Below are 9294 nucleotides of genomic sequence, written 5' to 3'. Positions count from 1 at the left end.
AATTTGTCACCAAAGATCTAGGACTTTATGCGATTGTCTATAAAGAACAAAATCAAGAACCAGTAGAATCAGCTCATGGACCGGCAGTTAATGGAGAGGTTCTTGAAAATGCTTCAGGTCAAGCAAGTGTAGCAAGACTTCCAGAAACAGGTGAAAGTCGATCTGATACAGCTGTCTTCCTAGCAAGTCTCAGTCTTGTTTTATCAGTGGCTCTACTAACTGTTAAACGTAAAGAAAAGTAAGGTTGATAACTCATAGCTCTGAAAAAGCTAATCATTATAAAAGAAGGAGAAGATAGCATAGTCTTCTCCTTTATTAATTGGGTAGTGAGGTGTATAATGAAAGTAAGAGAATGTGAGGAGAAGGACCATGATTGTAAAAGTTTGTAATGCAGATTTTAGTCTCCGGTGGGATGGGATGTATCAATTTGCTCTTGAAAACTATCCTCAGATTCAAGGATGGGAATTGGAGAAACTAGCAAAGTTTATTGCTTATGAACAGGACCATCATCGTCAGACCATTGTGGAATGTGAGAATCATGAATTAAATATACGAATTCATGATTACTTGCAAGAGCATAGCTATTTTCCTCCCTACAGACCAAGTCATCGGCTTGTAGCTTCTACCTATGATATCCAGAGGAAGTTGGTTACTTCAAATTATTGTAGTCATACTTGTACAGTTGAGGTGGCTCAGGCTATTTTTCAGATTGGAAAACTCATGTCGGCGGTAAAAGTATTTGGTAAAAGTGGGGCTGATCTAGTTACAGATAGTCGTAATGCAGCTTCTGATCCAGCAGACTATTTTGACTATATCATGTTCGGATGGTCTAATACGACTTCGGGTTACCGACTCGCTATGGAGCGTTTGTTAGGACGGGCACCGTCTGAGGAGGAATTACAAGAAAAGTTCATTCCTGGCGTTAGTTTTCATTTTCTGTATGAAGAATTAATTCAAGCACCAGGTTATATGTTTGATGGCTATCATGTTGCGAAGGTAAGAGATAGTTTAGATTTAGATACCTTTCTTCATTTGTGTGTTATTCCTTCAAAAGATAGGTCTTGTTTTGAAGATTTGATTCCTTGTCAATTACAAGATAGAGTGACTTACCTAGACTATGAAGGAGAAGGGTTACAGGCTTGGAATACTAAGGTTAATCAAGTACTACATGGTAAGGATAAGTTGAAGGAGTAGTGTATGAAAAAGATTGATCAAGCTCTACTGAAAAAAGTTATCATTGAGCGTCCTCGTTCTAGTCATAAGGGAGACTACGGGCGTCTTCTCTTGATTGGAGGGACTTATCCCTATGGGGGAGCCATTATTATGGCTGCCTTAGGGGCTGTTAGAAGTGGCACAGGCTTGGTGACCGTAGCTACGGATAAAGAGAATATTCCAGCGCTACATAGCCATTTGCCTGAGGCTATGGCTTTTGCTCTTGATGATAAGCAATTGCTTGAACAACAGTTGCAGAAGGCTGGTATTGTCTTGGTTGGGCCTGGACTAGTGGATGATGAGCGTGAAGAACAGCTTCTCCAAACAGTCTTTCATCATTTAAATCAAGACCAGACTCTCATACTGGATGGTGGTGCCTTATCCATTTTAGCTAAGACGGGAATGAAATTTCCTAAAGCTCAGCTTGTTTTAACGCCTCACCAAAGGGAATGGCAAGTCTTGTCAGGCTTAGATTTGGATTCCCATGGAACCGAGGAAACAAGAGAGGCTTTGCTGAGATTTCCTTCAGGAACGATTTTGGTTCAAAAAGGTCTAGCTACTCGAATCTGGCAAGCTGGACAAGTTGATTGTTATCAGCTGAGTGTCGGTGGCCCCTATCAGGCAACTGGAGGAATGGGTGATACTCTGGCGGGGATGATCGCTGGTTTTGCAGGCCAATTTCCCCAAGCAAGTCTCTATGAAAGAGTGACAGTAGCGACTTATTTACATTCAGCAATTGCCCAAGAACTGGCTGAGGACAATTTTGTAGTTCTGCCAACCACGATCAGTCAACATATCCCAGCCTTTATGAAGAAAATACAAAAAGGCACCTGAAAACCTCAGGTGCCTTTTGACTATTAGAAGAGGCCTTTGACCTTATTTACAAGACCGTTAAGTCCTTCTGAGCTTGAAACCAAAGCTTGTGCTTGGTTAAGATACTCACCGAGTTGGTCCTTATTTTCTTCGACAAAGGTTTTTGCGGCAGCCAAATCTTTTTTCTCGATTAGCTCTTTTACTTGATTAAACAAATCTAATGGGTTCATGATGTCACTCCTTTTCTACACTTCTATTCAATCATGTTTGTTCAAAACTTGCAAGAAACTTGACTCTTCAAATCAAGTTCAGGGGTGTCAAATGGTGCAAATTTTGATATAATTTTTAATGATGAATTTTAGAAATGATCGGTACGTTGTCGTGGATTTAGAGGCGACCAGTACCGGAAGCAAGGCAAAAATTATCCAAGTAGGAATCGTGGTCATTGAAAATGGCGAGATTGTTGACCAATATGCTACGGATGTCAATCCCCACGAACCCTTGGATTCTCATATCAAAGAATTAACGGGCTTGACCGATCAGCGACTAGCAGAGGCACCGGAATTTTCTCAGGTGGCTGGAAAAATTTTTGACTTGGTCAAGGACGGTGTTTTTGTTGCGCACAATGTTCAGTTCGATGCCAATTTGTTGGCAGAATTTCTCTTTTTTGAGGGCTATGAATTGCGCACTCCCCGTATCGATACAGTCGAGTTGGCTCAGGTTTTTTATCCTCAGCTTGAAAAGTATAACCTGGGGATTCTCTGTCAAGAGTTGGGTATTTCACTAGAAAAAGCCCATATGGCCCTATCAGATGCTCAAGCAACAGCAGAACTATTTCTCTGTATGCGACAAAAAATGTTTCAATTGCCAAAAGGCTTGTTGGAACGCTTGTTAAGTTTGTCAGATGGTCTATTATATGAGTCTTATTTGGTTATTGAGGAAGTTTATCAGAAGCAGTCTATCCTAGTTGAACATGACTTGGTAGAGGTGCAAGGTTTATTTTTAAGAAAAGAAAAGCCAGCCCTTTCTCCACGAAAACTATCAAAAGATTTCCAAACCAATATTGCCTTGTTGGATTTGGAAGATAGAGTCTCGCAAGCTAGCTTTGCTCAAAAGGTTCAAGGTTTTCTACAAAATGAGCAAATTGCTTTTGTGCAAGCTCAGACTGGGATTGGAAAAACCTATGGCTATCTCCTGCCAGCCTTATCACTAGAAAACGAAAAAGGAATCCTACTTAGTGTTCCTACTAAAGTTTTACAAAATCAAGTGATGCAAGAAGAGGCTCGTAGATTGGAAGAGGTCTTTCACCTTTCGATTCATAATCTTAAAGGACCCCAGAATTACTTAAAACTAGATGCCTTTCATCATGCACTAGAGGAAGAAGAGTCCAATCGCTTGTACACACGTTTCAAGATGCAACTTCTAGTTTGGTTGACCGAAACAGAAACTGGAGATTTAGATGAGATTGGCCAGCTTTACCGTTACCAGCAATTTTTGCCAAACTTGGTGCATGATGGTAATCTTCCCAAAGCTTCTCTCTTTTGGTTGGAGGATTTTTGGAGACGGGGGCAGAAAAAAGCTCGCTCTTGCCAGCTCCTTGTGACCAATCATGCTTATCTCGTTACCCGACTTGAGGACGATCCCAGTCTACTAGAGGGCCGTCTCTTGATCTTAGATGAAGCCCAGAAGATCTTATTAACTTTGGAAAATCTTTCGCAGAAGAGTTTCGTTTTAAACGACATAGTAGACCAGCTAGATCAAGCCTTAGTTCGAGAAAAAGGGACGCTTCAGAGACGCTTGATGGAGAGTATTCGCTTTGAGCTTTGTCACTTGATGGACCAGTTCCTATCTGGCAAACGAAGAATATGCCCTGCGACAACCATGGCACAGCTCCAACAGGATTTCTCAGAGTTAGAAGTTCAAAGTTTCCAAGATTATCAGCGATTTTTCTGCATTGATGGAGAATTTTGGCTATCAGCCTCAGACTTGTCTAGCAAGAAGATTGTCATTTCTTCCAGTCGCAATCAACGTCTGCTCTTTTCACAGATTTTTCCTGAGACTTGTCAGCTATTAGCTGTCTCTGCGACCTTGGAAATTAGTAGCAGAGTATCTCTACCAGAACTAATGGGATTTCCTCATGCAGCTTTTGACAAATTGGATGAGAATTTTCAAGAAAATCAAGAAATTTTGCTCGTCAAGGATTTTCCATTGGTGACAGAAACCTCTCAAGAAGACTATGCTCAAGCTCTCGTAGAAGTGCTGGAAGATTTGTCCTATCTTGAGGAACCCATGCTCGTTTTATTTACTTCAAAAGACCTTTTGTTGCAGGTATCAGACTCTCTATCTCTTTCTCATCTAGCCCAATATAAAAACGGAGATTCGGCTCAACTCAAGAAACGATTTGAAAGAGGAGACTCTCAACTCTTACTAGGGACAGGAAGTTTTTGGGAGGGAGTTGATTTTGCGACTCAACCTCGAGTGATTGAAGTGGTGACACGTTTGCCCTTCCAAAATCCAGAAGATCCCTTTACGAAAAAAATGAATCAGGAACTGCGCCTTGAAGGGAAAAATCCTTTCTACGACTATCAACTGCCAATGGCTATTATTCGCCTCAAACAAGCGATTGGTAGAACCATGCGTCGTCTTGGACAGCGATCATCTGTCCTTATCTTGGATAGCCGAATGACAAGCAAGCGATATGGAAAGCAGATTAGCAAGGCCTTGTCGCAGACTAGTCGAGTGAGAGAAGTTGGCAAAGAGCAAGTATTCTCAAAAGTTCAAGAATTTTTACACAAACAATAAAATAAACATCTGAAAGAATGAAGGAGACCTTTATGAAACGTTCTCTCGACTCTCGAGTCGATTATAGTTTGATTTTACCAGTATTTTGTTTGCTGGTGATTGGAGTTGTGGCTATTTACATAGCTGTCAGTCATGACTATCCACATAATATTTGGCCAATTCTCGGTCAGCAACTAGCATGGATCGTCTTGGGAATTATCATCAGCTTTGTAGTCATGTTCTTTAATACAAAATTTTTATGGCAGGCGACTCCCTATCTTTATGCCCTAGGTCTAGCCCTTATGGTTTTACCCTTGATTTTTTACAATCCTAATTTAGTGGCAGCAACAGGGGCTAAAAACTGGGTGTCAATTGGAGGAGTGACACTTTTCCAACCTTCCGAATTCATGAAAATTTCCTATATTTTGATCTTGGCTCGGGTTGTTGTTCAATTCACACAGAAACACAAGGAAAGTGAACGAACGATTCCTTTAGATTTCCTCTTGATATTGTGGATGATTATCTTCACGCTGCCAGTCTTAGGTTTACTGGCCCTGCAGAGTGACTTAGGAACGGCCTTGGTCTTTGTCGCAATCTTTGCGGGACTGGTCTTGCTTTCTGGAGTATCATGGAAAATCATCATTCCAATTTTTGTAACAGCTGTATCGGGAATTGCAGGATTTTTGGCAATTTTCATCACAAAAGATGGGCGTGCTTTCATACATCAAATCGGGATGCCAACCTATCAGATTAACCGTATCCTTGCTTGGCTCAATCCATTTGATTATGCACAAACGACCACCTATCAACAGGCTCAAGGGCAAATCGCCATTGGAAGTGGAGGCTTGTTTGGTCAAGGATTTAATGTATCCAATCTCCTCATTCCCGTTCGTGAGAGTGATATGATTTTTACAGTCATTGCAGAAGATTTTGGTTTTATCGGCTCTGTCCTCGTAATTACACTTTATCTTCTACTTATCTATCGAATGCTAAAAATCACTCTCAAGTCCAATAATCAATTTTATACCTACATTTCAACTGGATTTATTATGATGCTTTTGTTCCATATCTTTGAAAATATCGGTGCAGTGACAGGCCTCCTTCCTCTGACAGGGATTCCTCTCCCATTCATTTCCCAAGGGGGATCGGCCATTATCAGTAATCTGATTGGTGTTGGATTGCTTCTATCGATGAGTTATCAAACGCATCTAGCCGAAGAAAAGAGCGGTAAGACAAGATTTAAACGGAAGAAAGTTGTTTTGAAAAAAGTTAAATAAGGAGTAAATCATGGCTAAAGTTGCAGTTATCTTAGCAGATGGCTTTGAAGAAATCGAAGCCCTAACAGTTGTGGATGTATTACGTCGTGCCAATATTGCTTGTCATATGGTTGGTTTTGAAGCCCAAGTGACAGGATCACATGCCATCCAAGTACAAGCAGATCGTGTGTTTGATGGTGAATTATCTGAGTACGACATGATTGTCTTACCAGGAGGTATGCCAGGATCAGCAAATTTACGCGATCATGAACTTTTGATTGCTGAACTTCAAAAATGTGAACAAGTCGGTAAAAAAATAGCTGCCATCTGTGCAGCACCAATTGTTCTGAATCGCGCTGGTCTCCTCAAGGATAAAGAGTTCACCTGCTACGATGGTGTTCAAGAGCAAATTACTGATGGTCACTATCGCAAGGAAACAGTAGTTATTGACGGTCAGTTAACAACTAGTCGCGGTCCAGCTACTGCACTTGCCTTTGCTTATAACCTAGTGGAACAACTTGGTGGCGATGCAAATGGTTTGAGAGAAGCTATGCTTTATCGTGATGTATTTGGTTTAGATTAAGTGAAACGAGAAGAATCTATCAATTAGGGGATTCTTCTCGTTTTTTACTGTTAAAATAGAAGGAAATCGTCGCTTTTTTGATAAAAAAATGCTATAATGAAGGGTATGAAATATCACGATTACATCTGGGATTTAGGTGGAACTTTGCTTGATAATTATGAGACTTCGACCGCTGCTTTTGTGGAAACATTAGCTCAATTTGGAATCGAAGAAGAACATGATAAAGTTTACAATGCCTTGAAAGTGTCAACTGCTTTTGCGATTGACCGTTTTGCCCCAACAATAGAGAATTTTTTAGAAAAATACAAGGAAAACGAAGCGCGAGAGCTTGAACATCCAGCCTTGTTTGAGGGAGTACCTGCTTTATTGGAGGAAATCTCAGACCAGGGAGGACGGAATTTTTTAGTTTCGCATCGCAATGACCAAGTTTTGGAAATCCTTGAAAAGACTGGAATTGCTGCCTATTTTACAGAAGTAGTAACAGCTAGTTCTGGCTTCAAGAGAAAACCCAATCCAGAGTCAATGATTTATTTGCGAGATAAGTACAAGATAAGCTCTGGCATCGTTATTGGTGATCGACCTATAGACATTGAAGCTGGACAAGCAGCTGGCTTAGCGACGCATCTCTTTGAAAATATCGTGACATTGAGACAAGTATTAGACATGTAAGAAAAAGGAAAAAAATGACAGAAGAAATCAAAAACCAACAGGCACAGGATTATGATGCCAGTCAGATTCAAGTTTTGGAAGGTCTGGAAGCCGTTCGTATGCGTCCAGGTATGTATATCGGATCAACTTCAAAAGAAGGCCTTCACCATCTTGTCTGGGAAATTGTAGATAACTCTATCGATGAGGCCTTAGCAGGATTTGCTAGCCACATCCAAGTCTATATTGAACCAGATAATTCGATTACGGTTGTCGATGATGGACGTGGAATTCCAGTTGATATCCAAGAAAAAACTGGTCGACCTGCTGTTGAGACAGTCTTTACAGTTCTTCATGCCGGGGGTAAATTCGGCGGTGGTGGCTACAAGGTTTCAGGTGGACTCCACGGTGTAGGTTCATCCGTTGTAAATGCCCTCTCAACTCAATTAGATGTTCATGTTCATAAAAATGGAAAAATCCATTACCAAGAATACCGTCGTGGACATGTCGTTGCTGACCTTGAGGTGATTGGAGATACAGATAAAACAGGTACAACCGTACACTTCACGCCAGATCCAGAAATTTTTACAGAAACAACAACTTTTGATTTTGATAAATTAAACAAGCGGATCCAGGAGCTAGCCTTTTTGAACCGTGGTCTTCAAATCTCCATCACTGACAAGCGTGAGGGGCTTGAACAAACAAAAAACTACCACTATGAAGGTGGGATTGCGAGTTACGTTGAGTATATCAATGAAAACAAGGATGTCATCTTTGATACGCCAATCTACACAGATGGAGAAATGGATGACATCACAGTTGAAGTAGCCATGCAGTACACAACTGGTTACCATGAAAATGTCATGAGTTTCGCCAATAACATTCATACACATGAGGGTGGAACACATGAACAAGGTTTCCGTACAGCCCTAACCCGTGTCATCAATGACTACGCTCGTAAAAACAAATTGCTGAAAGATAACGAAGATAATCTGACAGGTGAGGATGTCCGTGAAGGATTGACTGCTGTTATCTCTGTTAAACACCCAAATCCTCAGTTTGAAGGACAAACGAAAACTAAACTTGGAAATAGTGAAGTTGTCAAGATTACTAACCGCCTCTTTAGTGAAGCATTTTCAGACTTCCTAATGGAAAATCCACAGATTGCTAAGCGGATTGTTGAAAAAGGGATTTTGGCAGCTAAGGCGCGTGTAGCAGCCAAGCGTGCGCGTGAGGTTACTCGGAAGAAATCTGGTTTAGAGATTTCAAACCTTCCAGGGAAATTAGCAGATTGTTCCTCAAATAATCCAGCTGAAACTGAACTGTTCATCGTCGAAGGAGATTCAGCGGGAGGTTCTGCAAAGTCTGGTCGTGACCGTGAATTCCAAGCGATTTTACCGATTCGCGGTAAAATCCTCAACGTTGAAAAGGCCAGCATGGATAAAATCCTTGCCAATGAAGAAATCCGTAGCCTTTTCACAGCTATGGGAACAGGCTTTGGTGCTGAATTTGATGTTAGCAAGGCCCGTTACCAAAAACTCGTTATCATGACGGATGCCGATGTCGATGGAGCTCACATCCGTACCCTCTTGTTAACCTTGATTTATCGTTATATGAAACCCGTTTTAGAAGCAGGTTATGTTTATATCGCTCAACCACCAATTTACGGTGTTAAGGTCGGCAGTGAAATTAAAGAATACATCCAACCTGGAGCAGATCAAGAAATCCGTCTCCAGGAAGCCTTGGCTCGCTATAGTGAAGGACGTTCAAAACCAACTATTCAGCGTTATAAAGGTCTTGGAGAAATGGATGACCATCAACTTTGGGAAACAACTATGAACCCAGAACATCGTCTCATGGCGCGCGTATCAGTTGATGATGCTGCAGAAGCAGATAAAATCTTTGATATGCTCATGGGTGACCGCGTAGAACCACGTCGAGAATTTATCGAAGAAAATGCTGTTTACAGTACGCTTGACGTTTAAAAAAATTTGGAAATAGTTC

General features: G+C 41.1%; 9 protein-coding genes. 8 read left to right on the top strand and 1 reads right to left on the bottom strand.

Going from position 1 to position 9294, the window contains the following annotated elements; all coding sequences use genetic code 11:
* From QEZ38_RS00290 to QEZ38_RS00280, 3 genes are all read left to right on the top strand, one after another.
* On the top strand, positions 1 to 242 hold a 242-nt coding region (locus QEZ38_RS00290), incomplete at its 5' end, for an LPXTG cell wall anchor domain-containing protein (RefSeq protein ID WP_281334615.1).
* Positions 243 to 369: 127 nt separating this feature from the next.
* The gene (locus tag QEZ38_RS00285) at positions 370 to 1194 is read left to right on the top strand and encodes a phosphate ABC transporter ATPase (protein ID WP_281334614.1); all 825 of its coding nucleotides are present in this window, start codon (positions 370 to 372) and stop codon (positions 1192 to 1194) included.
* Between the two features lie 3 nt (positions 1195 to 1197).
* Complete coding sequence (locus QEZ38_RS00280; RefSeq protein ID WP_281334613.1) at positions 1198 to 2046, top strand: NAD(P)H-hydrate dehydratase; 849 nt, start codon at positions 1198 to 1200, stop codon at positions 2044 to 2046.
* 23 nt (positions 2047 to 2069) lie between these two features.
* Here the strand turns inward: QEZ38_RS00280 and QEZ38_RS00275 are convergent, their stop codons facing one another.
* Positions 2070 to 2255: a hypothetical protein gene (locus QEZ38_RS00275; RefSeq protein WP_281334612.1), complete on the bottom strand. Its 186-nt coding sequence runs from the start codon at positions 2253 to 2255 to the stop codon at positions 2070 to 2072.
* Positions 2256 to 2373: 118 nt separating this feature from the next.
* Between QEZ38_RS00275 and QEZ38_RS00270 the strand changes: the two genes are divergently transcribed.
* The 5 genes from QEZ38_RS00270 (at position 2374) to gyrB (ending at position 9275) form a co-directional block, all read left to right on the top strand.
* A complete protein-coding gene (locus tag QEZ38_RS00270) occupies positions 2374 to 4827 on the top strand; it encodes a bifunctional DnaQ family exonuclease/ATP-dependent helicase (RefSeq protein ID WP_281334611.1) in 2454 nt (817 codons plus the stop codon).
* A 32-nt stretch (positions 4828 to 4859) separates the two neighbouring features.
* A complete protein-coding gene (locus QEZ38_RS00265) occupies positions 4860 to 6083 on the top strand; it encodes an FtsW/RodA/SpoVE family cell cycle protein (protein WP_153225409.1) in 1224 nt (407 codons plus the stop codon).
* 10 nt (positions 6084 to 6093) lie between these two features.
* Positions 6094 to 6645: a DJ-1 family glyoxalase III gene (locus QEZ38_RS00260; protein ID WP_153225408.1), complete on the top strand. Its 552-nt coding sequence runs from the start codon at positions 6094 to 6096 to the stop codon at positions 6643 to 6645.
* A 105-nt stretch (positions 6646 to 6750) separates the two neighbouring features.
* Positions 6751 to 7314, top strand: coding sequence for an HAD family hydrolase (locus QEZ38_RS00255; RefSeq protein WP_281334610.1), 564 nt, complete (start codon positions 6751 to 6753; stop codon positions 7312 to 7314).
* 14 nt (positions 7315 to 7328) lie between these two features.
* Positions 7329 to 9275: a DNA topoisomerase (ATP-hydrolyzing) subunit B gene (gene gyrB / locus QEZ38_RS00250; RefSeq protein WP_281334609.1), complete on the top strand. Its 1947-nt coding sequence runs from the start codon at positions 7329 to 7331 to the stop codon at positions 9273 to 9275.
* The last annotated feature ends 19 nt before the right edge of the window (positions 9276 to 9294 follow it).

The sequence above is a fragment of the Streptococcus taonis genome, assembly GCF_029948085.1.
Classification (GTDB): domain Bacteria; phylum Bacillota; class Bacilli; order Lactobacillales; family Streptococcaceae; genus Streptococcus; species Streptococcus taonis.
Note: the sequence above shows the minus strand (reverse complement) of the source record. Positions and strands in the feature narration are given on the sequence as shown.